The 25,908-nt window shown below is 75.7% G+C and carries 22 protein-coding genes; 11 read left to right on the top strand and 11 right to left on the bottom strand.

Going from position 1 to position 25,908, the window contains the following annotated elements; all coding sequences use genetic code 11:
* Nucleotides 1-75 precede the first annotated feature (75 nt).
* The gene (locus tag O2W20_RS05595) at nucleotides 76-2,136 is read right to left on the bottom strand and encodes an ATP-dependent DNA helicase UvrD2 (protein WP_269171007.1); all 2,061 of its coding nucleotides are present in this window, start codon (nucleotides 2,134-2,136) and stop codon (nucleotides 76-78) included.
* A gap of 145 nt (nucleotides 2,137-2,281) precedes the next feature.
* Here O2W20_RS05595 and O2W20_RS05590 point away from each other — a divergent pair, with 145 nt between their 5' ends.
* The 3 genes from O2W20_RS05590 to O2W20_RS05580 all read left to right on the top strand — a co-directional run bounded on the left by O2W20_RS05590 (nucleotide 2,282) and on the right by O2W20_RS05580 (nucleotide 3,914).
* A complete protein-coding gene (locus O2W20_RS05590) occupies nucleotides 2,282-2,545 on the top strand; it encodes a mycoredoxin (protein ID WP_269158725.1) in 264 nt (87 codons plus the stop codon).
* A 104-nt stretch (nucleotides 2,546-2,649) separates the two neighbouring features.
* Complete coding sequence (locus O2W20_RS05585; protein ID WP_269170741.1) at nucleotides 2,650-3,249, top strand: ANTAR domain-containing response regulator; 600 nt, start codon at nucleotides 2,650-2,652, stop codon at nucleotides 3,247-3,249.
* Between the two features lie 149 nt (nucleotides 3,250-3,398).
* Nucleotides 3,399-3,914 carry a uridine kinase gene (locus O2W20_RS05580; protein ID WP_269170740.1) on the top strand — a complete coding sequence of 172 codons (516 nt, stop codon included), beginning with the start codon at nucleotides 3,399-3,401 and terminating at the stop codon, nucleotides 3,912-3,914.
* Between the two features lie 58 nt (nucleotides 3,915-3,972).
* On the opposite strand, the gene nudC is transcribed toward O2W20_RS05580, so the two are convergent.
* The 3 genes from nudC to O2W20_RS05565 are packed head-to-tail and all read right to left on the bottom strand — an operon-like array spanning nucleotide 3,973 to nucleotide 7,627.
* On the bottom strand, nucleotides 3,973-4,935 hold the full coding sequence (nudC, locus tag O2W20_RS05575; RefSeq protein WP_269170739.1) for an NAD(+) diphosphatase: 963 nt from the start codon (nucleotides 4,933-4,935) through the stop codon (nucleotides 3,973-3,975).
* Nucleotides 4,932-6,317, bottom strand: a complete 1,386-nt coding sequence (locus O2W20_RS05570; RefSeq protein WP_269170738.1) for a M16 family metallopeptidase — start codon at nucleotides 6,315-6,317, stop codon at nucleotides 4,932-4,934. Before O2W20_RS05570 ends, nudC begins: the two co-directional genes overlap by 4 nt.
* A complete protein-coding gene (locus O2W20_RS05565; RefSeq protein ID WP_269170737.1) occupies nucleotides 6,314-7,627 on the bottom strand; it encodes a M16 family metallopeptidase in 1,314 nt (437 codons plus the stop codon). The genes O2W20_RS05570 and O2W20_RS05565 overlap by 4 nt, the downstream gene beginning before the upstream one ends.
* A 112-nt stretch (nucleotides 7,628-7,739) precedes the next feature.
* Between O2W20_RS05565 and O2W20_RS05560 the strand changes: the two genes are divergently transcribed.
* Nucleotides 7,740-7,949 carry a hypothetical protein gene (locus O2W20_RS05560; RefSeq protein WP_269170736.1) on the top strand — a complete coding sequence of 70 codons (210 nt, stop codon included), beginning with the start codon at nucleotides 7,740-7,742 and terminating at the stop codon, nucleotides 7,947-7,949.
* Between the two features lie 9 nt (nucleotides 7,950-7,958).
* Here O2W20_RS05560 and O2W20_RS05555 read toward each other — a convergent pair whose 3' ends face one another.
* Nucleotides 7,959-8,828, bottom strand: a complete 870-nt coding sequence (locus O2W20_RS05555; protein ID WP_269170735.1) for a DUF2510 domain-containing protein — start codon at nucleotides 8,826-8,828, stop codon at nucleotides 7,959-7,961.
* A gap of 79 nt (nucleotides 8,829-8,907) precedes the next feature.
* Nucleotides 8,908-10,329 (bottom strand): M20/M25/M40 family metallo-hydrolase, encoded by a 1,422-nt coding sequence (locus O2W20_RS05550; RefSeq protein WP_269170734.1) that lies wholly within the window; start codon nucleotides 10,327-10,329, stop codon nucleotides 8,908-8,910.
* A gap of 61 nt (nucleotides 10,330-10,390) precedes the next feature.
* Between O2W20_RS05550 and O2W20_RS05545 the strand changes: the two genes are divergently transcribed.
* The 7 genes from O2W20_RS05545 (at nucleotide 10,391) to mnhG (ending at nucleotide 17,109) form a co-directional block, all read left to right on the top strand.
* Nucleotides 10,391-11,278 (top strand): alpha/beta fold hydrolase, encoded by an 888-nt coding sequence (locus O2W20_RS05545; protein WP_269170733.1) that lies wholly within the window; start codon nucleotides 10,391-10,393, stop codon nucleotides 11,276-11,278.
* Between the two features lie 72 nt (nucleotides 11,279-11,350).
* Nucleotides 11,351-14,125, top strand: coding sequence for a hydrogen gas-evolving membrane-bound hydrogenase subunit E (gene mbhE, locus O2W20_RS05540; RefSeq protein WP_269170732.1), 2,775 nt, complete (start codon nucleotides 11,351-11,353; stop codon nucleotides 14,123-14,125).
* Nucleotides 14,122-14,547 (top strand): sodium:proton antiporter, encoded by a 426-nt coding sequence (locus O2W20_RS05535; RefSeq protein ID WP_269170731.1) that lies wholly within the window; start codon nucleotides 14,122-14,124, stop codon nucleotides 14,545-14,547. Before mbhE ends, O2W20_RS05535 begins: the two co-directional genes overlap by 4 nt.
* Nucleotides 14,544-16,079 carry a monovalent cation/H+ antiporter subunit D family protein gene (locus O2W20_RS05530; RefSeq protein WP_269170730.1) on the top strand — a complete coding sequence of 512 codons (1,536 nt, stop codon included), beginning with the start codon at nucleotides 14,544-14,546 and terminating at the stop codon, nucleotides 16,077-16,079. The genes O2W20_RS05535 and O2W20_RS05530 overlap by 4 nt, the downstream gene beginning before the upstream one ends.
* Nucleotides 16,076-16,498: a Na+/H+ antiporter subunit E gene (locus tag O2W20_RS05525; RefSeq protein ID WP_269170729.1), complete on the top strand. Its 423-nt coding sequence runs from the start codon at nucleotides 16,076-16,078 to the stop codon at nucleotides 16,496-16,498. Before O2W20_RS05530 ends, O2W20_RS05525 begins: the two co-directional genes overlap by 4 nt.
* A gap of 3 nt (nucleotides 16,499-16,501) precedes the next feature.
* Nucleotides 16,502-16,759, top strand: coding sequence for a monovalent cation/H+ antiporter complex subunit F (locus O2W20_RS05520; protein WP_269170728.1), 258 nt, complete (start codon nucleotides 16,502-16,504; stop codon nucleotides 16,757-16,759).
* Nucleotides 16,756-17,109 (top strand): monovalent cation/H(+) antiporter subunit G, encoded by a 354-nt coding sequence (mnhG, locus tag O2W20_RS05515; protein ID WP_269170727.1) that lies wholly within the window; start codon nucleotides 16,756-16,758, stop codon nucleotides 17,107-17,109. Before O2W20_RS05520 ends, mnhG begins: the two co-directional genes overlap by 4 nt.
* Before the next feature lie 31 nt (nucleotides 17,110-17,140).
* Here the strand turns inward: mnhG and O2W20_RS05510 are convergent, their stop codons facing one another.
* The 5 genes from O2W20_RS05510 to O2W20_RS05490 form a co-directional block, all read right to left on the bottom strand.
* Complete coding sequence (locus O2W20_RS05510) at nucleotides 17,141-20,521, bottom strand: ATP-dependent DNA helicase (RefSeq protein ID WP_269170726.1); 3,381 nt, start codon at nucleotides 20,519-20,521, stop codon at nucleotides 17,141-17,143.
* Complete coding sequence (locus tag O2W20_RS05505) at nucleotides 20,518-23,709, bottom strand: ATP-dependent helicase (protein ID WP_269170725.1); 3,192 nt, start codon at nucleotides 23,707-23,709, stop codon at nucleotides 20,518-20,520. Before O2W20_RS05505 ends, O2W20_RS05510 begins: the two co-directional genes overlap by 4 nt.
* 140 nt (nucleotides 23,710-23,849) lie before the next feature.
* Complete coding sequence (locus tag O2W20_RS05500; protein WP_269170724.1) at nucleotides 23,850-24,167, bottom strand: MGMT family protein; 318 nt, start codon at nucleotides 24,165-24,167, stop codon at nucleotides 23,850-23,852.
* A 10-nt stretch (nucleotides 24,168-24,177) separates the two neighbouring features.
* Nucleotides 24,178-24,816 carry a hypothetical protein gene (locus tag O2W20_RS05495; protein ID WP_269170723.1) on the bottom strand — a complete coding sequence of 213 codons (639 nt, stop codon included), beginning with the start codon at nucleotides 24,814-24,816 and terminating at the stop codon, nucleotides 24,178-24,180.
* Between the two features lie 474 nt (nucleotides 24,817-25,290).
* Complete coding sequence (locus O2W20_RS05490) at nucleotides 25,291-25,878, bottom strand: TIGR03086 family metal-binding protein (RefSeq protein ID WP_269170722.1); 588 nt, start codon at nucleotides 25,876-25,878, stop codon at nucleotides 25,291-25,293.
* Nucleotides 25,879-25,908: the final 30 nt, after the last annotated feature.

The following is a 25,908-nucleotide window of genomic DNA, read 5'->3' as shown; positions in this document are numbered from 1 at the left end:
TGGATCACTCCCAGGTGGTGGCACGAAGGCTAGGGGAGCTGCCGGAGACCGGTCAATCGAATTAACCGAGATTCCTCAGGGCGCGTGTTCGCCCTGTTCAGGGGCGGGTCGGCCCTCGATGGCCGCGAGGACCTCGGCGCCGTAGAGGTCGAGCTTGCGCGCCCCCACACCGGGCAGCGCCGACAGCTCGCGCACCGTGGTGGGACGCGTCTCGGCGATGGCCTGGAGGGTGGCGTCGGTGAAGACGACGTAGGCCGGCACCGACGCCGCCTCGGCGGTGGTGCTGCGCCAGGCCCGCAACCTGTCGAACAGCTCCCCGGCCTCGCCCTCGAGGACGACCTTCGGTCGCTTGGCCGGACGGTGGGGCGTGGCAGCCGCGTCCGGCGTCAGGCCGTCGAGGAACCTGCTGCGCGGTCGGGAGCGGCGGCCACCGGGGTTGCGGGCCAGTGACCAGGAGAGCGTGAGCTGCTCGCGGGCCCGGGTGACCGCCACGTACAGCAGCCGGCGCTCCTCCTCCACCGCCTCGGGACGCGAGTGCGACTGGGCGATCGGCAGGACGCCGTCGACCAGCCCGACGACGAACACGGCGTCCCACTCCAGGCCCTTGGCCGCGTGCATCGAGGCCAGCGTCACCCCCTGCACCGTGGGGGCGTGCTGGGCGTTGGCCCGCTCGGCGAGGTGCGCCACGAAGCCGGCCAGGTCGAGCGTGGGCTGCTCGGCCACCAGGTCGACGGCGAGGTCGACCAGTGCGGCCAGGGACTGCCAGCGGTCCCGTGCGGTGCCACCGGGAGGTGGCCGGTGCTCCACCCAGCCGGTGGAGGCGAGCACGTCGCGGACGGCGGGCACGAGCGCGCCGGGGTCGTTGCCGCCGGCCGCGGCCCCGCGCAGCAGCAGGACCGCCTCACGGATCTCCGGCCGCTCGAAGAACCGCTCGCCGCCCTTGAGCACGTAGGGCACCCCGAGGTCGGCCAGCGCGGACTCGTACACCTGCGACTGGGCGTTGATCCGGAAGAGCACCGCGATCTCGCTGGCCGGGAGACCACCGTCGACGAGCTCACGGCAGGCTCGGGCCACCGCTGCGGCCTCGGCCGGTTCGTCGGCGTGCTCGACGAACCGGGGAGCCGGCCCCTCGGCCCGCTGCCCCAGCAGCCGCAGCCCGGGCAGGCCCTTGCGTCGCGGAGCCTGGCCGATCAGCTTGTTCGCCAGCCCGACCACCTGCGGTGTCGAGCGGTAGTCACGCTCGAGCTTGACCACCTCGGCGTCGCCGTAGCGGTCGGCGAAGCCCAGCAGGTACTCGGGGTCGGCGCCGGTGAAGGAGTAGATCGTCTGGTTCGGGTCGCCGACGACGCAGACCTCGGCCCGGCCGCCCAGCCAGGCGTCCAGCAGCCGCTGCTGCAGCGGGTTCACGTCCTGGTACTCGTCGACGACGAAGTGCCGGTACTGGGCGCGCACCTCGCGGGCGACGTCGCGGTGCTCCTCGATCGCGTAGGCGGTGACGAGCAGCAGGTCCTCGAAGTCCAGAGCGCCGTCGCGCTGCTTGGCCGACTCGTACTGCCGGTAGACCTCGGCGACGGCGGCAGCGTCGAAGGGCAGGTCCCGGGCGGCGGCCGCGGCGCGCGCCGGGTAGTCCTCCGGGGTGGCCAGCGTCGTCTTCGCCCACTCGATCTCACCGGCCAGGTCGCGCAGGCTCGTCCGGTCGGTGGTCAGCCGGGCCCGGGTCGCCGCCCCGGCGACGACGCGCAGCTTGTTCTCGATCAGCTCGGGCATCGGCCCGCCCAGCACGCGCGGGGCGAAGTACCGCAGCTGGCGCATCGCCGCGGCGTGGAAGGTGCGCGCCTGGACCCCGCCGACGCCCAGCGCCGACAGCCGACCCCGCAGCTCGCCGGCCGCGCGGGCGGTGAAGGTCACCGCGAGCACCTGCTCGGGGACGTACTCGCCCAGGTGCACGCCGTAGGCGATCCGGTGGGTGATGGTCCGGGTCTTGCCGGTCCCGGCACCGGCGAGGATGCACACCGGCCCGCGCACGGCCTCGGCCGCGGCCCGCTGCTGCTCGTCCAGGCCCGCCAGCACGGCCTCCGGCCCGGTCGGCCCCTCGGCGACGCCCTGGTGCACCCGCTCGTCGTCGACCCGCTGCATCGCCACGACCCGATCCTCCCAGCCGCGTCCGACGGCCGGGGGAAGGATCCCCAGGCCCGGTGCGTTCCGCCAGCGGCAGACCCCGGGTACGGGGCCACCCTCCCCGGGTGGCCTCCCGGGGGACACACGAGGGAGGATCCACCCGATGAGCACTCCGACGGCCGCGGTCACGATGTACACCACGAACTGGTGTGGCTACTGCATGCGCCTGAAGAAGCTGATGGACCGCGACGGGATCGACTACGCCGAGGTCAACATCGAGGTCGACGAGAGCGCCGCCGACCTGGTCATGCAGGCCAACGGGGGCAACCGCACCGTCCCGACGCTGGTGTTCGCCGACGGATCGGCGCTCACCAACCCCAGCATCGACCAGGTGAAGGCCCAGCTCGCGCAGCTCCCCGGCGCGTGATCCCTGGTCCGTGGCCCCCGGGGAGCGATGATCGTCCACCCGGGAGCTGCGGATCGTCTCCCGCCGACCGGGCCCCGGCACCGAGGGAGGCCGTGATGACGCCGATGACCGGAGCACCCCTGCCTGGGAGCTGGCCGGTGTCGGTCGCGCTGCCGACCGACGTCCTGGTGGGCCCGTCCGGCGGCCCGGCGGCCCTCGTGGTCCGCACCAGGCGCGGCTGGTCCGTGCTCAGCCCCCTGCCCTCCTTCGGTGACGTGCTGGGGGGCTCGGTCGGCGACTCCGCCGCGGGCTGGGGCGAGCGGGTCGACGGGCTGGCGCTGATCGAGGCGATGACGCTGGCCGACCTGGTGGCCGGCGAGCTGGGCGCCACGCCGGAGCCCGACCGGCAGGCGCGACGGGCGGCCCGCACCGCCGGCCCGTCGGCCACGGCCGAGACCTGTGCTGCCGCGAGTGACGACCCACGCGCCGAGGAGGTCGCCGCGCTGCGCCGCACCGTCTCCCAGCTGGAGCACGCGCTGGCCGCCCGGGTCTCGATCGAGCGGGCCATCGGCGTCCTGGCCGAGCGGCACGGCACCACCCCCCGCGCGGCGTTCGAGGAGCTGCGCCGCCAGGCCAGGTCCCAGGGTCGGCCCGCCGCCGAGCTCGCCGCGGAGGTGCTCGACGCACTCCCGACCCGCGACGTCGTCTCCGGGGCCCCCAGCTGACCGCTCCACTCCCGCTCTCCCCCGATGCGCTGGCCGACCGGCTCGCCGAACTGCTGTCGCAGCTGCCGCCCGAACCCGGGGCCGCCTCGCTCCGGGTCGCCGTCGACGGACCGGAGCTGCCCGGTGCGCCCGGGACGACCGGTCCACGGGTGCTCGCCGACGCCGTGGCCGCTCGGTTGCCCACGCTGAGCCGGCCGGCGGTCGTCGTCCCGGCGGAGGGCTTCTACCGACCTGCCTCCCTGCGACTGGAGCACGGCCGCACGGACCCGGATGCCCGGTACAGCGACTGGCTGGACGCCGGCGCGCTGGCCCGTGAGGTGCTGGACCGGTGCGGGCCTCGTGGCACCGGGGAGCACCTGCCCGCGTTGTGGGACCTCCAGCGGGACCGGGCCGCACGGGCGGAGTACCGCCCCGCCCCGGCCGGCGGGGTCCTGCTGGTCGCCGGTTCGCTGTTGCAGGGGCTCGGGCTGGCGTTCGACGCCGTCGTCCACCTGCGGATCAGCCCGGCCGCCCGGAGGCGGCGGGCACCCGCCGACCGGGTCTGGGAGCTGCCGGCCTTCGACCGCTACGACGAGGAGGTGGACCCGGTGGCGCTTGCCGACGCGGTGGTCCTCGCCGACCACGCCGACCGGCCGGCCCTGGTCCTGCAGGGGCGCTGGGGCTGACGGCCCCGCTCCAGGGGCCCGCCGCGAGTTCGCGAGGGGTGGGGGCAGGGGGGTCCTGCTAGAGTTCGCCGGCCACCCAGCGGTCGATGATGTGCCGGGCGATCGAGACCGTCGGCGGCAGCGCCTGCGGGCCGGTGCCCGAGCGCAGCTCCTCCCGGCTGAACCACCGGGCCTCCTCGATCTCGTCGTGGTCGATGCGCAGCTCCTCACTCGTCGCGCGGGCGACGAAGCCGAGCATCAGCGACTGCGGGAACGGCCACGGCTGGCTGGAGACGTAGCGGACGTCGGTGACGGCGATGCCCACCTCCTCGGCGACCTCGCGGACCACCGCGGCCTCGGCGGACTCACCGGGCTCCACGAAGCCGGCCAGGATCGAGAACCGGCCCGCCGGCCAGACCGCCTGACGACCCAGCACGCAGCGGTCGCCCCCGTCGTGGACCAGCATGATCACCGCCGGGTCGGTCCGCGGGAAGATCTCCCGGCCGCTGTCCGGGTCGCGCTGCACCCAGCCGGCCCGCTCGATCGTGGTCGCCGCGCCGGTGATCGGGGAGAACCGGTTGCGCTCGTGCCACTCGATGATGCCGACCGCCTGGACCAGCAGACCCGCGTCCAGGTCGCCGAGGGCGCCCCCGACCTCGCGCAGGCCGGCCCAGGAGTCGACCGGTCGGCCGGCCACGCTCAGCGAGCGAGCGACGCGGAGCGCGCCGTAGGCGATGCCCTCGGCCTCCCCGAGGTAGATGGCGCCCTCCGGCCAGGCCGCCTGCTCCTCGAAGACCAGCTCGGGACCGTCGGGACCTTCGTGCACCGGCACCGTGCGTCGCTCGTCCACCCGCAGCAGACGAACCGGCCGACCCTGCGCCGGGTCGGTCAGTGAGCGGGCCAGGTGGCCGCGGTCGTGCGCGGTGCGGGACAGCAGCGGGACGTCGGTGCCGGCCCCGGCGTGCCGGTCCTCCGGCCAGTCGCCGCGGGCCGGTGGCGGGGGGTTGTCCGCCGGGGTGCTGCCGCCGGCCGGGACGCTCACGCGAGCGACTCGGGCACCGGATCGACGGCCGGGGCGGTGACCTCGATCGGGCCGAGCACGCGCAGCTGGTCGGCGACCTCCTCGGCGTCCCCGACGACGACCGCGGTCAGCCCGGCCGGCGACAGCCACCGCCGGGACGCCTCGGTGACCTCCTCGATGGTCACCGCGGCCAACGCCTGCTGGTGCTCGGCGAGCCACTCGCCGGGCAGCCCGGCGCCGAACAGAGCAGACAGCGTGCTGGCCAGCCCCGCGTGCGTCGCCGTCCCGAGGGCCAGCGTGCCCAGCAGGTACCGGCGGGCGGAGTCGAGCTCGGCTTCGGTGACCGGCGTCAGCGCCATCCGGCCCAGCTCGTACACGGTCTCGAGCAGGGCGGGGCCGGTGACGCCGGTGGCGACGTCGGCCTCGACGGTGAACGACGAACCGGCCATCAGGTGCTCGACCGAGCTGCGGGGGCTGTAGGTGTAGCCCCGGCGCTCGCGGATGTTCTCCACCAGCCGGGAGGAGAAGTAGCCACCGAACACCATGCTGGCCAGCCGGAGCGCGGGCAGCTGCGGATCGGTGCGGCCCGGCGCGGGACCACCCAGTCGCACGTTGGACTGCACCGCACCGGGCCGGTGCACCAGCTCCAGCGGGCCGGGGACGAGCGTGGGCACCGGCGCAGCAGCGACCGCCTTGCCCTCGGCGACCCAGCCGGCCAGAGCGCTGCCGACGACGTCGACCGCGGCCGCCGGGTCGACGTCACCGACCAGCACGAGCGTGCTGCCGGCGGGCAGGACCCGCTCCCGGTGCAGCTTGCGCAGGGCCGCCGGGGTGACCGCGGCGACGAGGTCGGCCGCGGGCAGCTGCTGCGCGTACGGGTGGGCACCGAACCGCCGGGCGGCCAGGGCCGAGCGGGCGATGACGCCGGGCTGGGACCGGGCGATGAGGATGCGCTCCCCCACCCGGGCCCGCTCGGCGTCGACCAGGCCCGCCGGGTAGGTCGGCGCGCCGAGCAGCTCGGCCAGCACGCCCAGGACGGCGCCGAGCCCGTCGGGGAGCATCGTGGTGGAGAACAGCAGCCGGTCGGCGTCCGCCGAGACCGACAGCTCGGCGCCGTGCGCCTGCAGCAGCTGGGCGATCTCCAGCTGGTCGTGCCGGGCGGTGCCCAGCAGGACGGCGCTGGCCAGCAGGGCGGTCCGGGCTGCGTGGGTGGCCGCCGCCCGCGGCGCGGAGGCGGCGAAGGGCACCCGCAGGCGCAGCTCGACCAGCGGCACACCCGGCCGCGGGACGACGACCAGCCGCAGCCCGTTCGGCAGCGTGGTCTGGTGCACCTCGGGCGCCACGGCGGGCCGCGGTTCGCCCAGCGGCGGCACCAGCGAGAGGTCCAGCACGGGGGCACTCATCGGGCTGCTCCTCCGGTCGCGCGCAGTTCGAGGACGGCGGTGGTGTCCGGCGAGAGCCCGCGGGCCGCCGCCTGCACCTGGTCGGGAGTGACGGAGGCCAGCCGGGCGGCGAGCTCGCCAGCCAGCTCGGCCCGGCCGTGGATGAGCTCGGCGGAGGCGAACCCGAGGGTGCGGCCGAGCACGGAGTCGGCCTGCTGGAGCAGCTGCGCCTCGGTGCGCGCGGTCACCCGGGCCAGCTCGTCGGCGGGGACACCGTCGGTGGCCACCTTGTCGACCTCCTCGTGCACCGCCGTGAGCACCCGGTCGACCGGGACGTCGGCCGGGTGGTGCACCTGGCTGACCAGCAGCGTGGCGTCACGGACGTCGAACGGGTCACCGAAGAGGCCGAGGTAGGTGCTCTGCGCCACCGCCAGCCGGTCGGTGTGCAGCAGCCGGCGCTCGAGCCGGGACGCGTCGCCCTCGCTGAGCAGCTCGGCCAGCAGCACCGTGCCCAGGTAGGTGTCCAGGTCGCCGACCGGGTCGGGCACCCGCCAGCCGATCGCCACGGCCGGTGCCGGCGCCAGCCGGTCCTCGACCACACCGCGGCGGACCGTGGTGGGCGAGGGCTCACCGACGGCCGGCGCCGGCGGGGCCGGACGGGCGGGCACCTGGTCGAACCAGCGGCGGACGAGGGCCTCGGTCTCGGTGACGTCCAGGTCGCCACCGATGCACAGCACCGCGTTGGCCGGGGCGTAGTAGCGGGAGAAGAAGTCGGTCGCGTCCTCGACGGTGGAGGACTCGAGGTCGACGAAGGAGCCGTAGCCGTCGTGCGTGTTGGCGAAGCTCTCGAACGCGATCCCCGGCAGCTGCAGCCACGGGAAGGCGCCGTAGGGCCGGTTCAGCACGTTGACCCGGATCTCCTCCTTCACCACGTCGATCTGGTTCCGGAGGTTCTCCTCGGTGATCGCCGGGGCCGCCATCCGGTCGGCCTCCAGGAAGACAGCCCGCTCCAGCGCCTCGGCGGGCAGGGCCTGGAAGTAGTTCGTGTAGTCCTGGTGGGTCGACCCGTTGAAGGTGCCGCCGGCGGCCTGGACGAGGCGGGCGTGCTCCATCTTCGGCACGTTCGCCGAGCCCTGGAACATCATGTGCTCGAAGAGGTGCGCGAAGCCGGTGCGGCCCGGCGGCTCGGAGCGCATGCCGACGTCGTAGAAGACGCTCACGGCGACGACGGGGACACTCCGGTCCGGCGCGAGCACGACCCGCAGCCCGTTGTCGAGCGTGAACCGCTCCACCGGGTGCCGCAGGGTCAGGTCTGGCCCAGCTGCTGTCACGCCGACGACCCTAACCGCGCACCCCGACACGCCGCCGCCGGGACCGACCCCCCACCACCCGACCGGACGACATCCGTCGCCTCACGGGCACCGCTCTGTCAGCTCGATCACCATGACCGGACGGACCGGACCACCCTCGGACGGACCCGGCTTCGTCCGGGCGTACCGACAGGTGTGTCTGCTCGGGGCCGTCGTCGGCGTCGCCGCGACGCTCTGGGCGATGACCTTCGACCCGGGTCTCGCCGTCGTCCTCGGCGTCCTCACCGTGCTGCTGCCGACCTACCGACTCGTGGCCTGGCGGCTCGGGCGTACGGGGACGTGAGCGGGGCGGTCACAGCACCTGGACGTCGGCGAGGACACGGTCGATGGCGCCGTACAGCTCGGCGTGGGTGTTGGGGATCGAGAGGTAGAGGAGCGCAGGCGTGGGCCGGCCGACGTCGACGAGGAGCAGAGCCGCCCGTTCACCGCTGGAGTCGTAGCCCGGCACGTCCCAGGTGAGGTCGAACTCCACGACCCAGGCTGCCGCCCCGTCGACGGTCACCGCCTCGTCCCGGCGGACCACACGCTCGTTGGGCTCCGGGTAGTACCGGGTCCGCACCGAGTCGGCCAGTGCGGTCGCGGTCGACTGCAGGCTCTCCGGGCCGGCCCAGCCGTAGGCGGGGACCAGTGGCCCGGAGGTGCACTGGGCGATGAAGACGCCGTTCTCGCCGGGCAGCTCCTCCTGGGTGACGAAGTACTGCCCGGCCACCTCGGTGGTCTCCAGCTGCACCCCGCGGTCCCACTCGAACCAGCCGTCGCCGAGGAAGGGGTAGGAGATGCCGGCGGCCGCGTCGATGATCCGCACCGTGCCCGGCGGGAACTCCTGGCCGGGCGCAGGGGCGGCCGCGGCCACGGGCGACTCGTCGTCCGGCTCGGGGTCGGTGCCCCCTGCGGCGTTGACCAGCAGCCCGGCCAGCACCAGCACGAGCACCAGCAGGAACCCGCCGAGGCCGATCAGCCGCGGGCTGCGACGTGGCCGGGATGGCTCGGGACTGCCCCAGGAGTCCCAGGACGGCGCCGGGGCCTGGGCCGGCGGGGCCTCGAACCCCCGGCCGACGGAGACGCCGGGCCCGGCCGGGGTGGTCACGTCGGACCAGGTGAGGCCGTTCCACCAGCGGACCAGCCCGGGGGCACCGTCCGGGTCGGGGTACCAACCGGGCACGGGTGCGCCGTCCTGACCGGTCGACCGCCCCGTCACCCCCGGGCCCGGCCCGCTCATCCTCGGCACTCCCCGCCGCTGCTCAGCGCGCCGGGAACGGGACGGCGGCCAGCTCGCGCCACAGGTGGGCAGCGGCCTCCGCACCGCGGTACAGCATCGGCAGCAGCACCCGCTCGTTCGGCGAGTGGATCCGGTCGGTGGGCAGCCCGGCGCCGAGGAACAGCAGCGGGGCCCCGAGGATGCCGGCCAGGTCGGCCTCCGGGCCGCTGCCGCCCTCGCGGGTGAACAGCACCTGGTCGGCGCCGGTGTCGAAGGCCTGCCCGATCGACCGCAGCAGGGCGTCCATCGCCGGGTGGTCGATGTCGCTGCGGCACGGGGGGACCCCGCCGGGCGGGACGTGCACGTCGGCCTCGATGCCGGCGGGGGTGTTCCCCTGCACCCAGGCGCGCACCTGCTCGCCCAGGTCGGCGGGCACCTGGTCGGCGACGAGCCGGAAGGTCACCTTGGCGTGCGCCTCGGCGGGGACGATCGTCTTGTGGCCGGGGCCGGTGTAGCCACCCCACATGCCGTTGACCTCCGCGGTCGGGCGGGCGCCGATCCGCTCCAGGGTGCTGAAGCCCGCCTCGCCGGTGGCCACCCGGGAGGCGGCCGGGCCGGCCAGCCACGCCTGCTCGTCGAACGGCACGCGGCCCATCAGCTCGCGCTCGCGGTCGGTGAGCGGCCGGACCTTGTCGTAGAAGCCGGGCAGGGTGACCCGCCCGGACTCGTCGTGCAGCGCGGCCAGCAGCTCGGCCATGGCGTGCAGCGGGTTGGGCACCGCGCCACCGAAGGAGCCCGAGTGCAGGTCGACGGCGGGGCCGCGGAGGGTGATCTCGGCGTCGGCGAGCCCGCGCATGGCGGTGACCGCGCTGGGGACGTCGGGGGCGGCCATGCCCGTGTCGCTGACCACGATGACGTCGCAGGCCAGCCGGTCGGCGTGGGCGCGCAGCAGGTCGGCGAAGTACGGCGAGCCCGACTCCTCCTCGCCCTCGATGACCAGCTTCACCGTCACGGCGGGGGTGTCCCGGCCGGTGGCGGCCAGGTGGGCGCGCATGCCGAGCAGGTGGAAGGCGACGTTGCCCTTGTCGTCGATGGCGCCGCGGGCGTGCAGCTCCGGCCCGTCGGGGCCCTCGACCCGGGTGGGCTCGAACGGCGGGTGCTCCCACAGCTCCAGCGGGTCGACCGGCTGGACGTCGTGGTGCCCGTAGACCAGGGCGACCGGCGCCCCGGCGTCGGCGGACGGCCACTCGGCGAAGACGGCCGGCGCCCCGGCGGTCGGCCAGACCTCCACGGTCGGGAACCCGGTGCGGCGCAGCGCCTCGGCCAGCCACTCGGCGCTGGCCGCGACGTCGCCGGCGTGCGCCGGGTCGGCCGAGATCGACGGGATGCGCAGCCAGGCGTCGAGGTCGGCGTGCAGGTCGTCGAGGTGGGCGGTGACGAAGTCGCGTTCGGCGGAGCTGCTCACGCCGTGGACCGTATCCCGCCGCACCGACGCGACGGCCCAGGTACCGGGCTAGGTTCCCTGCATGGCCGTGGGGATGCTGCAGGTGGACGTGGGCGACCTGACCTTCGACGTGCGGACGGACGGGCCGGAGGACGGCCCGCCGGTGCTGTTGCTGCACGGCTTCCCGGAGACGTCGCTGAGCTGGTCGGCGGTCACCCCGCTGCTGGCCGAGGCCGGGTTGCGCACCTACGCCCCCGACCAGCTCGGCTACTCCCCCGGCGCCCGTCCGGGCGAGGTGGACGCCTACGCCCTGACCAACCTGGTGCAGGTGACCGCGGACCTGATGACCGCGCTGGACGTGCCGGTCGCCGACGTCGTCGGGCACGACTGGGGCGCGAACGTCGCCTGGGGGCTGGCCGGCTGGCACCCCGACCGGGTGCGCACGCTGACCGCCGTCTCGGTGCCGCACCCGACGGCCTACACGCTGGCCTTCCGCGCCGACCCGGAGCAGAAGGAGCGATCGGCCTACATCAAGCTCTTCTGGCAGGCCGGCAAGGCCGAGGAGGTGCTGCTGGCCGACGGTGCCCGGCGGCTGCGCCGGATGCTCGACGCCCCGGGCGTGCCCGCCGAGGCGGTCGACGTCTACGTGCAGCAGCTCTCGGCGCCGGGCGCACTCACCGCCGCGCTGAACTGGTACCGGGCGATGAGCTCGGCCACCCGGGTCGACCCGGTGGAGGTGCCGACGACGTACGTGTGGAGCGACGGCGACGTCGCGGTGGGCCGGATCGCGGCCGAGGCGTGCGCGGACCAGGTGACCGGCGACTACCGCTTCGTGGAGCTCCCCGGGATCAGCCACTGGGTCCCCGAGCAGGCGCCCGAGGACCTCGCCCGGGCGGTGCTGGACCGGGTCGCGCGGGGGGCGGCCGCCCCGGCGACGGACGCCGGGTTGACGAGGAGCGGGCTCGGGTAGCGCGGCCTGGTGACCGTGCCGCCGCACTGCCCCGCTCCCGCGGCGGCCACCTGCCCGGCTGACGACTGAGCGGTGCTCCTCGTCCTCGCCCTGCTGGGCATGCTCGCGCTCGCCGTGGCCGCACCGCCGCTGGCCCGGCGCCTCGGCCGCAACACCGGGTACCCGCTGGCAGCCGGCTACCTGGCGGTCGCGGCGCTGCTCGCCTCAGCCGCCCCGCGGGTGTGGGCCGGTGACACCGAGACCGCGTCGTGGGAGTGGCTCCCGTCGCTGGGCGTCTCGCTGTCGCTGCGCCTGGACGGCGTCGCCGGGGTCTTCTGCCTCATCGTGCTGGGCGTCGGTGCCCTGGTCATGGCCTACTGCCCCGGCTACCTCGCCGAGGACGAGCCGCACGGCACCGTCTACCTGCTGCTGACCCTCTTCGCGACCAGCATGCTCGGCCTCGTCCTGGCGGCCGACGTGGTCCTGCTGTACGTCTTCTGGGAGCTGACCACGGTCTGCTCCTTCTTCCTGATCTCCACCGCCGGCGCCGCCGCGGCCCGCCCGGCCCGGCAGGCCCTGCTGGTGACCGCGGCCGGTGGCCTGGCGCTGCTCGCTGCCGTGGTCCTGCTCACCGTCGCCGCGGGGACGACGGACCTGGCGACGATCCTCGCCGAGCCCGACCGGGTGCTGGACTCCGGGCTGGCCTGGCCGATCGGTGGGCTCCTCGTCCTGGCGGCGTGCACGAAGTCCGCACAGCTGCCCTTCCACTTCTGGCTGCCCGGCGCGATGGTGGCCATGACGCCGGTGAGCGCATACCTGCACTCGGCGACCATGGTCAAGGCCGGCATCTACCTGCTGCTGCGCTTCTCGCCGCTGTTCGCCGAGGAGTCCGCCTGGTCGACGGCGCTGATCAGCATCGGCCTGCTGACGGCGGTGACCGGCGCGTTCCTGGCGCTGCGGGAGAACGACCTGAAGGGGATCCTCGCCTACTCGACGGTGAGCCAGCTCGGTCTGCTGGTCGCCGTCATCGGGGTCGGGACGCCGGAGGCACTGGCGGCCGCCGTGCTGCACACCTTCGCCCACGCACTGTTCAAGGCGACCCTGTTCATGCTCGCCGGGATCGTCGACGAGGAGACCGGGACCCGCGACATCCGGGAGCTCTCCGGCATGTGGCGGGCGATGCCGGTCACCGCGGCGACGACGGTGCTGGCCGCCCTCTCGCTGGCCGGCGTCATCCCGATGCTCGGCTTCGTGAGCAAGGAGTACCTGTTCATCGGACTGCTGGAGGCCGAGGGCGCGCCGTGGGCCGGCCCGGTGGCCCTGGCGCTGGGGGTCACCGCCTCGGTGCTGACGTTCGCCTACGCCGCCCGGATCGTGCACGGCGGGTTCGGCGGCTCCGAGCAGCACTCCGACGTCTCCGAGCCCCCGGCCGCCTTCCTGCTGCCCGGAGCCGTCGCCGCGGGGCTCGGCCTGGTGCTCGGCCCCGCGGTCAGCGTGCTGAGCCCGATGATCGTCTCGGCCGCCAGCGACGTCGCCCCGGCCGGGGACCCCCCGGAGGTGTACTTCTGGCACGGGCTGAGCCCGGAACTGGCCATGTCCGCGCTGACGATCGTGCTCGGGCTGGTCCTGTTCGGCTTCCGCGCTCCCGTCGACCGAGCCCTGCAGCGCCTCCGTCTCCCCGATGCAGGTCGGCTGTTCGACCGGGGACACGACGGGGTGATCGCGCTCGGACACGTGGTGGGCGGCCCGGAGCGCACCTCCTCCCCCGCCGCGCACCTGAGCCGCCCGCTGGTGGCGGTGGTCGCGCTGGGCGGGGTCGGGGCCCTGGTCGTCGGTGGGCTGCCCTCGCGCGCGGACACCGACCGCCCCCTCGACTGGGTGGTCGCCGGGCTGCTGGCGGTGGTCGTGCCGGCCGCGGTGCTGACCGGCTCGACCCTGGCGGCAGTGGGGCTGGTCGGCATCACCGGCCTGCTCGTGGCGACGTGGTTCCTCCTCGCCGGGGCCCCCGACGTCGCGCTCACCCTGATGCTCGTGGAGGTGATGACCGCGGTGGTGGCGGTCCTGGTGCTGCGGGGCGTCCCGAGCCGGTTCGTGCGCAGCCCGCGGCGTGCGGCCGTCCCGGCCGCCGCGCTGGCGCTGGGGGCCGGCGTGGCCGCGACGCTGGCCACCCTCGCGTTCACCGGCCGCCGGGAGCTCTCCGCGGTCGGTGAGCACTTTCTCGACTCGACGGAAGAGCAGACCGGTGGCACGAACGTCGTCAACACGATCCTGGTCGACTACCGCGGACTGGACACCCTCGGTGAGGCCGTCGTGCTGGGCACGACCGCGCTGGGCACGGCCCTGGTGCTCGGCCGCTCCGAGCGGCGCCGCACCGTCACACCGGGTGCCCGGGGTGACGCCGTGCTCGAGGTCGGCGGCCGGGTGCTGGTGCCGGGCATGTTCCTGCTCTCGGCCTTCCTCCTCTGGCGGGGCCACGACGAACCGGGCGGTGGGTTCATCGCCGCCCTGGTCGCCGGGGCCGCGATCGCGCTGAACCAGCTGACCCACGGCTCCGGCACCTTCCTCGGCCGGCTGACCCGGCCCGACCGGCTCGCCGGCGCGGGCCTGGTGCTCGTGGTGGCCGTCGGGGCGCTGCCCACCGTGCAGGGCCGGGCCTTCCTGACCCCGGTCGAGCTCCCGCTGCTGCACGCCCTCGGGATCGGCTCCACGTTCCTCTTCGACCTGGGGGTCTACCTGCTGGTGCTCGGCCTCCTCGCGGCCGCCGTCACGCGACTCGAGCAGCCGGACCGCACCGCTGCGGACGAGCCGCCCGGTCCCCCGGTCACCGGTCCGCTGGTCACCAGCGGAGTCCCGGAGCAGGCGCCGTGAGCGCCGCACTCGTGGTGGGCCTCCTGGTGGCCGGCGGGGTCTTCCTGCTGCTGCGGCGGGGGCTCCTGCGCATCGTCCTGGGCTTCGTCCTGCTCGGACACGCGGTGAACGTCCTCCTGGTCTCCGCCGGCGGCATGCAGCGGCGCGGCGCCCCGCTGCTCGGGGAGACCGAGGCCGACGTGGCCGCCGACCCGCTCCCCCAGGCCTTCGTGCTGACCGCGGTGGTGATCACCTTCGGGATCACCGTGTACATGCTCGCCCTGGCCCGGGCGGGCGATCCGGGTGCAACGACCGGCCATCCGCCCGCCCGCTCCGATGCACCGTCCCTCGCGGACGGCTCAGACCGGGACGACGCGGATCGGGACGACGCGACCGCCGACCGCGGCCGGCGCACCGACGCATCCGAGGGCGGGGCGTCGTGACCGGCGGCCTCCTCGTCCTGCCGGTGGCCGGGCCGCTGCTGCTGTCCGGGCTGCTGGCGCTCGTGCACCACCTCCGGCCGCACACCACCCGCCTCGACCGGGTGGTCGGGCCGGCCGCCGCCGGCGGGGTGCTCGTCTTCGCCGGCTTCCTGCTCGCCGCGACGTCGGACGGGTCGGTGCCCGTGCTCCAGCTGGGTGGCTGGCAGCCGGGGATCGCGATCGTCTTCGCCGCGGACACCTTCAGTGCGGTGATGCTGGCGGTCACCTCGTTGCTGGTCCTGGTCAGCCTGCCGTTCGCCGCAGCCCTCGGCGAGGACGAGGACGCGGCCTTCGTCCCCCTCGTGCTGGTCCTGATGGCCGGGGTCTCCGGCGCCGTGCTCACCGCCGACCTGTTCAACCTGTTCGTCTTCATCGAGGTCATGCTCGTGCCGAGCTACCTGCTGTTCGCCGCGGGCGGCGGGGCCGAGCGGCTGGCCGCCGCCCGGCTGTACGTCAGCATCAGCCTGATGGCCTCGACCGTCCTGCTCGCCGGGGTCGGTCTCGTCTACGGCGCCGCGGGCACGGTGAACCTGGGTGAGCTGGCCGGCGCCGGCGAGTCGTCGCCGGCCGTCGGGTTCGCCGCGGCAGTGGTGCTGCTCGCGCTGAGCGTGAAGTCGGCGGTCGTCCCGCTGCACGGGTGGCTGCCCCAGACCTACTCGCGGACCGGGCCGGCCGTCGCCGTGCTCTTCTCCGGGCTGCTCACCAAGGTCGGCGTCTACGCCGTCATCCGGCTGTACTCCGTCGTCTACGGGGGCACACCGCGGTACCTGTGGGTGATCATGGCCGTGGCCCTGCTGACCATGGTCATCGGCGTGCTCGGCGCGGTGGGCGAGCACGCGATGCGGCCGGTCCTCACCTTCCACATGGTGAGCCAGATCGGCTACGTCTTCGTCGGGCTGGCCCTCTCCACCGCTGCCGGGCTGAGCGCCACGGTCTTCTTCCTGGTCCAGTACGTGCTGGTCAAGACGGCACTCCTGATGTGTGCGGCGGTGGTGGAACACCGCTACGGGACCGGGGAGCTCGACCGGCTCGGCGGCCTGGCCCGGCGGGAACCCCTGCTGGCCGGCACCTTCGCCGTCGCCGCGCTCACGCTGGCGGGCATCCCACCGCTGTCGGGGTTCGTCGCCAAGCTGGGGGTGGCCTCGGCGGCCGCCTCCGCGGGGCAGCACCTGGCGGTGGCCCTCGTCGTCGGGGTGAGCCTGCTGACCCTGCTGTCGATGGTGAAGCTGTGGAACGGCGTCTTCTGGGAGCCGCCTGCCGAGGACGCCGAGGGTGAGGGCACCGAGGGACCAGCCGTGGACGGCGGTGCGCCGGCCGTGACCAGCGCCCTCGGGAGCCGGGTGCGGCCGCTGGTGCTCGCCCCGCCGGTGTTCCTCGCGGCGGCCGCCGTCGTCCTCGGGCTCTGGGCCGAGCCGCTGCTCTCCGTCAGCGCCGCGGCCGGTGCCGGACTGGCCGACCCCTCCGGCTGGGTGGCGGCGGTGACCGGGCGATGAGCACCGACCCCGGGGCCGGCCCGGCCTCGCTGCCGCAGCGCAGCGCACGCCGCGCCTGGCGGGTCACGGCCTTCGCCGCGCGGTTCCTCGTCCGGTTCCTGCGTGCGAACGTCGCGGTCGCCCGCGAGGTCCTGACCCCCGGGCAGCAGGTGGCGCCGGCCGTGGTCGTCATCGCGGTGCACAGCCGGACACCGTTCGAGGTGGCGACGTTCATGAGCCTGATCGCGCTGACCCCCGGCACGCTGCCGATCGAGCTGGACCGGGAGCGGCGACTGCTGACCGTGCACGGGATGCACGCCGGCGACCCCGACGCGTTCCGTGCCGAACTGCACGAACTGGAGGACCAGATGCTCGCTGCCCTGCGGCCGGTGACCCCACGGCCCGACGCCCGGGTCCCCGACGACGACCGCCGGAGCTGAGCGGTGGTCGTGCTGGACGTGGCGCTCGCCGTCCTGGCCCTGTCCCTCCTGGTCGCCGCCTGGCGGCTGGTGACGGGCCCCACCGACGCCGACCGGGCGCTGGCCGTCGATTACGGCTTCGTGGTCGTCGTCGCCGGCATCGCCCTGCTGGCCGTGCGCCTGCGCACCCCGGCGCTGCTCGACCTGGTCCTCGTCGCCACGCTGGTCGGCTTCCTCGCCACGGTGGCGTTCGCGCGGCTGGTCGCGGAGCGGGCCCGATGACCCTGCAGAGCGTGCTGGGCCAGGGCCTGGCGGTCATCGGCGTCCTGCTGATCGGCGCCGCGGGCGTCGGCCTGGTCCGGCTGCCGGACGTCTACAACCGCGCCAACGCAGCCACCAAGGCGGCGAGCCTGGGACTGGTCTGCGTCCTGTTCGGCGTCGTCGTGCTGGCACCGGGGGTCTCGGCGGTGCTGACCCTGCTGGTGGCCATCGCGCTGCAGCTGTTCACCGTGCCCATCGCGGGCTACAAGATCGCCGAGGCGGCGCACCTGTCCGGCGCACCGTTGGCCCCGGCGACCGTCCGCGACGAACGGGACGCTCCCGCCCCGGAGGACGAGACCGGCGGCACGTGAGGCGCCCGGGCCTCGGCGGACGAGGCGCACCTCAGCCGGCCGGACCTCCGGTGACCAGGGCGAGCAGGCCGGCCTCGTCCAGCAGGTCGGCCGGCCGCAGGGTGACCCCGGCGGCGACGTGGTGGAAGCCGGCGCTGACCCGCTCCACCGGCACGGCGGTCAGCCGGGACCAGCCCAGCCGGTAGGCGGCCAGCTGGACGGCGGCGGCGGCGAGCTCGGCGGCCCCCGGCACCGGACCGGTCTTCCAGTCGATGACCTCGTAGCCGCCGTCGGGGGTGGCGTAGACGGCGTCGATCCGGCCGCGCAGGGTCAGCGGCCCCAGCGGTGTCTCGAACGGCGCCTCGACGTCGACGGGCTGCCGGTCGGCCCACTCCCCGGCCAGGAAGGCCTGCTGCAGCGCGGTGAGCGCGGCGTCGGGGGCCGCCCCGGCGTCCCCGCTGCCGGGCAGTTCGTCCAGGTCGATCAGCCGGGCGGCCCCGAACCGCTCCTCCAGCCAGGCGTGGAAGGCGGTGCCCCGCCGGGCCAGCGGCGCAGGTGCCGCCGGCATCGGCCGGCGCAGCCGACGGGCCAGCTCGCCGGGGTCACGGCGCAGCGCGACCAGCGCGGAGACCGACAGGTGGGTGGGCAGCGGGACGTCGACCGTGCCGCGGGAGTGCTCGGCCCGCTCGCGCAGCAGCAGGTCGGCGTCGCGCAGCCAGTCGGCCACCAGCGGGTCGTCGGTCGCGCCGAGGGCCTCGGTGGTCAACGGGTGCGGCTGGGTCGCGGCGACCAGGTCGGCAGCGGCGGTGAGCGAGCGGCGACGGCCGGCCGACAGCGGGTCGGCCGGCCAGACGCCCACCGGCCACTCGGCCAGGGCCGGGTTCTCGGCGTCGTCGGCCGGGGGTTCCGCCCAGGCGTCGACGACGCCGGCGCCGTCCTCGCAGGCGCCCTTGACCGCCAGGAGCAGGGACGACGGACCGCAGACGGTCTTCCCGTCGCGCCACCAGCTGCCCGAGCACAGCAGCAGGTGCTTGGCCCGGGTCACCGCGACGTAGCCGAGCCGGATCTCCTCGGCCAGGCCGAAGTCCTTCCACTCCTCGACGTAGTCCTCCAGCGCGTCGCGCACCGCGGCCTGGTCGCCGGAGCCCGGGACCGGCAGGTGCAGCCTGGGCAGCTCGGCGCGGTCGGTGGCCCGCAGGTCGACCGGGACGGCGCCCGGGTCGCGGATCCAGGAGTCCGACGCATCACCCTTGGCGGGGAACTGGCCCACGGTCATCCCGGGCACCGCGACGACGTCCCACTCCAGCCCCTTGGCCGAGTGCCCGGTGAGCAGCTGGACCGCCTCCGGGTTGACCGCCACCTCGCCGGGCTCCAGGCCCCGCTCCCGCACCTCGGCGTCGGCCAGGTAGCCGAGGAACGCCGGCAGCGAGGGCAGCTCGGCGAGCTCGGAGAACTCGGCGGCGACCTCGTGCAGCGCGTCCAGGTGCGCGCGGGCACCGCCGGGGGTCACGTCCGGGTGACTGGCCAGCTCGGTCTCCAGGCCGAGACTGCGCACCACCTCGTCGACCAGGTCGGGCAACGACTCACCCAGCCGGGACCGCAGCCCGGAGAGCTCGTTGGCCAGCCGCCGGAGCCGCCGGTGCCCCTCTGCCGAGTACGCCTCGGGGCGGCCGAGGTCGTCCAGGGCCTCGACGATGCTGCCGCGCTCCCGGGGCAGGACCGGGCTCGCCGGGGCACCGGCCTGCGGCGGGGTGCCGTCCTCGACCGGTTCCGGTGACGGGCTGCGGCGCTCCCGGACCAGCGCCCGGGACCGTGCCTCCAGCGCCGCCAGGTCGCGTGGCCCGATCCGCCAGCGGGCGCCGGTGAGCAGCCGGCCCAGCGCGTCGCCGGCGCTCGGGTCGACCAGCACCCGCAGCGTGGCGACGACGTCGGAGACCTCGGGGACGTCGAGCAGCCCACCCAGCCCGACCACCTCCACCGGCAGGCCGCGGGCGCGCAGCGCGGCGGCGATGCCCGGCAGCTGAGCCCGGCGCCGGGCGAGCACCGCGATGGTCGGCCGGGGCACACGGCCGCCGTCGGTGTCCCCGTCGCCCCGACCGGTCGCCGGGGCCGTCCCCTTCCAGCACTGCTCGAGCCGGTCGGCCAGCGCCTCGGTCTCCTCGGCGACCGTCTCGTACAGCCCGCAGCGCACCGCGCCGCCCCCGGCGACCGGCGAGCTCTGCAGGTCCGGCAGCGGCTGCTCGGGCTCGGGCAGCGCGGCGGCCACCGTGTTGGCCACGGCCAGCACCGCCCGGTCGTTGCGCCAGCTGGTGGACAGGGTGAGCCGCTCGGCCGGGCGCTCGGGGGTGCCGGGGAAGGTGCGGGCGAACCGCTCGATCGTCCCGGCGGAGGCACCCCGCCAGCCGTAGATGGACTGCCGGGGGTCACCGACGGCCAGCACCGGGTGCCCGCCTGGTCCGCCGAAGAGCGCCTCGAGCATCCGCAGCTGGCCGACGCTGGTGTCCTGGTACTCGTCGAGCAGGACGACCCGCCAGCGGGCGCGCTCCCGCCGGCCCACCTCCGCTGAGCTGACGGCGACGCGGGCGGCCAGGGAGACCTGGTCGGCGTAGTCGATCGCCCCGGCCGCCCGCTTGCGCGCCTGGAACGCCTCGACCATGGGCAGCAGGGCGACCCGGGCCCGCTGCCGGGCCACCAGCTTGAGCACCTCGGCGTACGGCCCCTTCTTCCGCCCGGCGTCTGCGTAGCCGCGCAGCTGGGACTCGAACCGCGCCGTCCAGGCCCGCAGGGCGTCGGGGGTGATGTCGTGCTCCCCCAGCTCGGCGGCGAGCTGCAGCACGTCCTCGGTGGTGGTGACCAGGCCCAGGGCGACGTCGCTCATGTCGCCGGTGTGCGCGGCGACGGCGGTGGCCGCCTGGCCCCAGCACATGGCCGGCCCGAGCACGCCCGAGCCGGGCTCGACCCCGATCCGCAGCCCGTGCTCGGCGACGATGCTGGCCGCGTAGCCGTGGTAGGTCGCGACCGTCGGCGCCGCCACGGCGAGCCGTTCCCGCAGCCCCGGGTCGGTGTCCGGGTGCTCGGCCAGGGCGCCGAGCCGCTTGCGCACCCGGGCGTTGAGCTCGCTGGCCGCCTTGCGGGTGAACGTCAGGCCGAGCACCGCCTCGGGGGCGACGAGCTGGTTGGCGACCAGCCAGGCGACCCGGGCGGCCATCGTCTCGGTCTTCCCCGACCCGGCACCGGCGACCACGACCAGCGGCCGGTCGACCGGAGCCGCGACCACGCCCGCCTGCTCCGGGGACGGCGAGTGGCCGACGCCGCTGCGGACCGCGGTCTCGGACGGGGTCAGCAGGCGCGGCGGCTCTGGCGCGACCACCGGCACCATCCCCGGCAGGTCGAAGCTCAGCTGCCCGTCGGAGGCGGCGGTCCGCGGCGTCATCGGGTCACCTGCCGGCCGGACTCCTGCATCGGGCAGCTGCGGCGGAAGGCGCACCGCTCGCAGTCGGTGTCGGTGCGTGCCACGAACTCCCCGGCCCCCATCCCCTCGCCGACCTCGGCGATCAGCTCGCCCGCCCAGCTCTCCCGCGGGTCGACGTCGGGGGGCAGCGGCGACTGCACGTGCTCCTTGGCCGCCTTCTGCGAGCCGCCGACCTGCAGCAGCGCCGCCCCGCCGGTGGCCGTGCCGTGTGCGGCGAAGGCGCCCTCGGTGACGGCGAGCTGGTAGGCCGCCAGCTGCCCGTGCTCCTCCACCGCCCGCGGGGCGGTCTTGCCGGTCTTCAGGTCCACGACGACCAGCCGGCCTTCGGCGTCGCGCTCGAGGCGGTCGACCTGCCCGCGCAGCCGCGCCCGCCCGACGGTGACGTCGAAGTCCTCCTCCGCCGCGACCAGTTCCCGGTCGGCGCGGGCGTGCCAGGCCAGGAACTTGGTCAGCATCTCCTGGGCCCGGTCCCGCTGGCGCTGGTCGAACCAGCCCGGCCCCAGGTCCAGGGCGTCCAGCTCGGTGTCCAGTGCAGCGGGCGCCGCTGTGGGCGGCAGCCCCTCGGCCACCTGCTGGGCGACGTCGTGCACCGCCGACCCCACGGTGCGGGTGGCCTCGGGGGCCGCCTCGGCGCCGACCGCGCCGAGCACCCAGCGCAGTGGGCACCGCTGGAAGGTGTCGATCGCCGAGGGCCGGACGGGCACCACCTCGGCCGGGTCGACCAGCGGCGCGTCGTCGGACAGCGGGGCCAGCCCCCACCAGCCCGCCGGGTCGGCCCCGGGCACCCGTTCCTCGGCCAGCCGGCGCAGCACCGCAGCAGCGCTGGCCCGGCGGGCCGGCGCCGTGTGCGGGTCGGTGAGGTGCCGGCGCAGCTCGGCGACGAGCGCGGCGAGGGTCAGCTGCCGCGGCAACGGGGTGTGCGGCCGGGCGCCGTCCCCGTCGGCCGGGGGCGGCACCACGAGGTCCAGGAAGCGCGAGGCGGTCGCGCCGGCGTCGCCGCCGTCCAGTGCGCCGTCGACGGCGGTGACCAGCAGCCGGCGGCGGGCCCGCGTGCAGGCGACGTAGAACAGCCGCCGCTCCTCGGCCATCGCCTGGGTGCGCCGGTCCAGCGTGGCCGGGTCGGTGCCACCGGCGGCATCGACCAGGTCCTCGGCACCGAGGAGGCTCACCCGGCTGCGCAGGTCGGGCCAGACGCCCTCCTGGACCCCGGCGACGCACACCAGGTCCCACTCCAGGCCCTTGGCCGCGTGCGCGGTCAGCAGCCGCACCGTCTCCCCCATCGGTGCCCGCGCGGCGCCGCTGTCACCGGGCAACTGCTGGGCGCCCAGGTGCTGGACGAACGCGGCCACGGTGGCGTGCGGGAGGCGGTCGACGAAGCCGGCGGCGGCGTCGAACAGCGAGACGACGGCGTCCAGGTCACGGTCGGCCACCGCCCCCGGCGGACCCCCGGCTGCGCTCGCGCGTGCCCAGCGGGTGGCCAGCCCGCTGGCCTGCCACATCGCCCACAGGACGTCCTCGGCGCTGCCGTCGGCCGCCAGCGCGAGCCGGCCGGCCGACAGCACCCGGGCCACCCGCAGCGCCGGCCGGGCCAGGTGCTCGGGCAGCGCGTCGAGCAGGGTGGCGTCGGCCAGCACCGCCGCCAACGGCGCCCCGCGGACCGCCGGGTCCTCGCCCCGCGTGGCGAGCTCCCGGCGGACTGCGCGGCGAAGCCGCCGCAGGTCCAGCACCGTCGCCCCACCCAGCGGGGAGGCGAGCAGGGCCTCGGCGCCGGGCTCGTCCAGCCCCGTCTCCGGCGGCGACTCGCCCTCGGCAGCTGGTGCACCGGGGGCCGGCAGCAGCGCGGTCAGCGCCGCCAGGAACGGCTGGACGGCTGGCTGACCGGCGAGCGCGACGTCGTCCGCGGAGACGGCCACCGGCACCCCGGCCTGGCTCAGCGCCCGGCGGACCGCGCCGAGGCCGGCGGTGGCCGACCGGACCACCACCGCCATCTGCGACCACGGCACGCCGTCCAGCAGGTGCGCGCGGCGCATGGTGTCGGCCAGGAAGGCGGCCTCCGTGGACGGTGAGTCGAAGACGTGCACCTCCGCGGCGCCGGGGTCGGTGTGCTCGCCCGCCGCCAACCGGCGGTGCTCCCACGGCCCGGGCAGCCCCTCGGCGACCCGTCGGCTGACGCTGAGCAGCTCGGTGCCCGAGCGGCGGCAGACGCCCAGGGACAGCCGGTCGGCCGGCCGGCCGTCGCGGTGCCGGAAGCGGCTCGGGAAGTCGATGATCCCGCGTGGCTCGGCCCCGCGGAACGCGTAGATCGCCTGGTCGGGGTCGCCGACGACGACCAGGTCGCCGCCACCCCCGGCGAGCAGCTCGACCAGCTCCACCTGCGCGGGGTCGGTGTCCTGGTACTCGTCGACGAACAGCCAGCCCGCCCGCTCGCGCTCGGTGCGCAGCAGCTCGGGGTCGCCGTGCAGCTCGTCGATGGCGGTGCGGACCAGCTCGGCCGGGTCGTACCCGGAGGCCCCGCCGCGGGCGACCGTCGCGAAGTACGAGACGTCCTGGTACTGCCGGAGGAAGTCCGCGGCTGCCTCCCAGTGCGGTAGCCCGCGTTCACGGCCCCAGGCGGACAGCCGCCGACTGTCGATGCCGCGTTCGGTGGCCCGCAGCAGCAGCTCGCGCAGCTCGTCCCGGAAGCCGTCGGTGCCCAGCGCGGCGGCGAGCTCGGCGGGCCAGCGGACGGCGCCCTCCTCGTCGGCGTCCCCCCGCAGCAGCTCGGCCAGCACGGCGTCCTGCTCGGCGGAGGTCAGCAACCGCGGCGCGGGCTCACCGCGGAGCACCGCGGCCCGGCGCAGCACCCCGAAGGCGTAGGAGTGGAATGTGCGGGCCACGGGCTCGCGGATGGTGCGCCCGACCCGGGCGGTGATCCGGGTGCGCAGCTCGGCGGCGGCCTTGCGGCTGAAGGTGAGCACCAGCAGCCGCTCGGGGTCGGCGCCGGCGTCGATCCGCGCGGCGACCGCCTCGACGATCGTGGTGGTCTTCCCGGTGCCGGGGCCGGCCAGGACCAGCAGCGGCCCACCCCGGTGGTCGACCACCGCCTGCTGGGTCGGGTCGAGCTGTGGGCGGACCACCGGCTCCGGCTCCGACTGCACCAGGCGGTACACCGGGCCAGCCGACGACGACCCCGCCCACGACGACCCGGCCGGCGACGACCCGGCCGGCGACGACTCCGCCGTGACCACCGCTGCTCTCCCCGTCTCCCCCCGCACGTCCCGATGAGACCACGGGGGTACGACAGTCCGGTTCAGGCGCCGTCCGGCCAGCCCACGGCGGCGAGGTCGACCCGGGCACCGCGCAGCGGCACGCCCTCCCCGGCCAGCAGCTCCAGCTGCCGCACCCGGACCGGTTCGGCCGCCGTCCCGTCCGCGCGCACGACCCGGTGCCAGGGCACCGCCGCCCCACCGGCGGAGAGCGCACGGGCGACCCGGCGCGGCCCCACACCGACCAACCGCCCGATCGCGCCGTAGGTGCTCACCCTGCCGGGCGGGATCGACTCGACCACGTCGTAGACGGCCTCGTCGACGTCCTCCGCCGAGTGCGACTCGGGTCCGGTGCCTCGCACGGTGCCGACCTCAGCCGGTGAAGTAGCTGTTGACCGTCCACCACTCGTACAGCGCGGCGACGTCGTCCTGCGTCGTCCCCGGTGCGTGGACGGCGCCCTCGATCAGGTGCTCGTCGTCGGTCCACACGATCACCACGTCGCCGTCGGGCAGCAGGGCGCAGGCCACCAGACCACCGGTGACGCCGCTGGGGTCGGTCCACTCGCCGTGGCCGGTGGTGGTCGAGCAGTCGTCGCCCTCGGGCAGCTCGCCGAGCCGCAGTTCCGCGGCGTCGTCGGCGAACACCGAGGTCAGGGTGGTCTCGTCCGGGTACTCGTAGTAGACGGCACCGGCTGGGCCGGGCTGGGTGAGCGCAGGCCCGCAGACGGCGGCCGCGAGGTCCCCGTCGCCCTCGAGCTGTCCCTCCTGGCAGTCGGTGAAGTCGCTGGGCAGCTGCGCCAGCAGACCCGCCGGGGCAGGGGCCGGCGAGGAGGAGGACGGCGAAGAGGAGGACGAGGGCGCGGACGGTGAGGACGACGGCGCGGACGACGAGCTCACGGCACCGGCCGTCGGCACGGGGTCGTCCTCGTCGTCCCCGGTCAGGGTCAGGGTCAGCACCACCGCGACGATGACGAGCAGCACGATCGCGGCGATGATGGCGAAGACCGTCACCCGCTTCGTGCGCTCGTCGTCACCGCCACCGGAGGCGGTCGACCCGCCCTGGTCGGGGGGACCCGGGTACGGCGGCTGGCCGGGGGCGCCGTACGCGCCCGGCGGCTGGCCAGGGGCGGACGGCCCCCAGGGCGCGGGCTGACCTGGTCCGGGCTGCCCCCAGGGCGCGGGCTGACCGGGCGGCTGCCCCCATCCGCCGGGTTGGCCGGGTGGCTGACTCCAGCCACCCCCGGGCTGCCCCGGTGCCGGTTGACCCCAGCCACCGGGCTGGCCCGGCGGCTGGCCCCAGCCACCGCCCTGCGGCGGCTGTCCACCCGACGGCGAGGGCCCGTCCGCGCCGGGCGGGGGCGGACCCTGGGGTGGCTGGCTCATCGGGCGACCTCCGGCTCGGCTGTGTCGGGACGGCAGCCTAGGCCGCGCGGGTCACCCCGGGTCCGGATGCCGACGGCGCGTTGCCGACGGCCCGGGGGCCGGTCAGGCCCGGCGACCGAACCGGGCCAGCATCCGGGTCTGCAGGTCCGCACCCGGCGGCACCTCGACCGGGGCGTCGAACACGCCGGGCACGCCGTCCTCGCCCAGGTGCTCCTCGGCATGGCGGAACGCCTCCGCCACGAGCTCGGGGTCCAGGACGGTGTCCCCGCCGACCGCCCGGGCGAGGTCCCAGGCGTGCACGGTCAGGTCGACGGTCATCTCGGTCAGGTGGTCACTGGCCGGTGCCGGTCCGGCGGACAGCCGCACGGTCCCGGACAGCGCGTCGTCGGCGGCCCAGGCCGTCAGCGCGGCGTCTGCTGCGGACTCCCACGCCGACAACGGGTCCCCGCCCAGCAGCTCGGCCGGGTCGGTCGGGACCTGCGGGCCGATGGCGTCCGGGGACTCCCCGGCCAACAGCAGCGGGACCCACAGCTGCTCGCCGGTCAGGTGGGCCACCAGGTCCGCGACGCTCCACTCCGGCAGCGCGGGGGCATCCCACTCACCGGGCTCGACGGCGTCCACCCGGTCGGTGAACTGCGCCTGAGCACGCTGGAACCGCATCAGCAGGTCGGCACGGCGGGGATCGGGCATGCCCTCAGTAGAACGCAGCCGGGCCCCGGC

The sequence above is a fragment of the Modestobacter sp. VKM Ac-2982 genome, from assembly GCF_026967935.1.
Taxonomy (GTDB): domain Bacteria; phylum Actinomycetota; class Actinomycetes; order Mycobacteriales; family Geodermatophilaceae; genus Modestobacter.
The sequence above is the reverse complement of the archived record's forward strand: the minus strand, read 5'-3'. Positions and strand labels throughout refer to the sequence as shown.

Excerpts from the sequence above, each read along its gene's own strand:
- mnhG (WP_269170727.1), top strand. The coding sequence starts at position 16,756 with ATGACCCTGCAGAGCGTGCTGGGCCAGGGCCTGGCGGTCATCGGCGTC.
- O2W20_RS05510 (WP_269170726.1), bottom strand. The coding sequence starts at position 20,521 with ATGACGCCGCGGACCGCCGCCTCCGACGGGCAGCTGAGCTTCGACCTG.
- O2W20_RS05525 (WP_269170729.1), top strand. The coding sequence starts at position 16,076 with ATGAGCACCGACCCCGGGGCCGGCCCGGCCTCGCTGCCGCAGCGCAGC.
- O2W20_RS05570 (WP_269170738.1), bottom strand. The coding sequence starts at position 6,317 with ATGAGTGCCCCCGTGCTGGACCTCTCGCTGGTGCCGCCGCTGGGCGAA.
- O2W20_RS05595 (WP_269171007.1), bottom strand. The coding sequence starts at position 2,136 with ATGCAGCGGGTCGACGACGAGCGGGTGCACCAGGGCGTCGCCGAGGGG.
- O2W20_RS05560 (WP_269170736.1), top strand. The coding sequence starts at position 7,740 with ATGACCGGACGGACCGGACCACCCTCGGACGGACCCGGCTTCGTCCGG.
- O2W20_RS05590 (WP_269158725.1), top strand. The coding sequence starts at position 2,282 with ATGAGCACTCCGACGGCCGCGGTCACGATGTACACCACGAACTGGTGT.
- O2W20_RS05490 (WP_269170722.1), bottom strand. The coding sequence starts at position 25,878 with ATGCCCGATCCCCGCCGTGCCGACCTGCTGATGCGGTTCCAGCGTGCT.
- O2W20_RS05585 (WP_269170741.1), top strand. The coding sequence starts at position 2,650 with ATGACCGGAGCACCCCTGCCTGGGAGCTGGCCGGTGTCGGTCGCGCTG.
- O2W20_RS05545 (WP_269170733.1), top strand. The coding sequence starts at position 10,391 with ATGGCCGTGGGGATGCTGCAGGTGGACGTGGGCGACCTGACCTTCGAC.